This window comes from Microvirga sp. P4_G7, assembly GCF_056401005.1.
In genome coordinates this window covers 1-656 of record NZ_JBFUKD010001120.1, presented here as the reverse complement: position 1 = coordinate 656, position 656 = coordinate 1, and the positions used below count along the sequence as shown (strand labels likewise).

The window sequence follows — 656 nt, the reverse complement described above, 5'->3', positions numbered from 1 at the left end:
CCCGAGCGGTGTTCAGTTTAATTCGCTTGGGCATCCACACCTCCTACTTGGTCATAGGGGGCGCTCGGCGGCTTGGCATGCGAGATCACCAACGAATGCAGGTGGGCTCGCTCAGTTGACGCTGTTGGACCGGGTCTCGCCCATTCCTGCAGCTTCTGCGACCATCAGCAGGGCTTCGCCCAATTCGCGGGCGTGCTCGGGTGTCATCGCTACAGGCATTTGGTGGCGAATGCCCCGCCTGAATTCGTCGGGTGTGGTCGCGAGTTCGATGACCATCATCGCGTCGCGGCCGTCGAGTGTGCCGACCGAAAAATTGGTGAGGGCTCCAACGGAGTCGAGATCCAGATCGAGGCTCATGGCGATGTCTTTCCTATTAACGTAACTAGGATCAACCTACCCGCGTCCACGAAGACTGTCTGCTCTCCGAGCAGAGAGTGGATATTGTTTCCTGTTTGTTCTGAACACCTAAGGGATTGAAAATAAAAGATATTTTACCGAAATTTTTTCTCAAATTCTTTGTTTTCATGCGAAATTCAGCGGGAGAAGGTGGAAATCTACACGCGAACCGCACGGCCTGCGGCGTTGAACACATGCAGCGATCCCGGCCGCAGGTGTGCGGTGTATCGCCCTCCTGGCACCGCATCGACGTCCCCTGC

General features: G+C 55.9%; 1 protein-coding gene. It reads right to left on the bottom strand.

The features are described 5' to 3' along the window. Positions 1–111: 111 nt before the first annotated feature. Complete coding sequence (locus AC1DT3_RS23395; RefSeq protein WP_477467542.1) at positions 112–357, bottom strand: hypothetical protein; 246 nt, start codon at positions 355–357, stop codon at positions 112–114. Between the last annotated feature and the right edge of the window lie 299 nt (positions 358–656).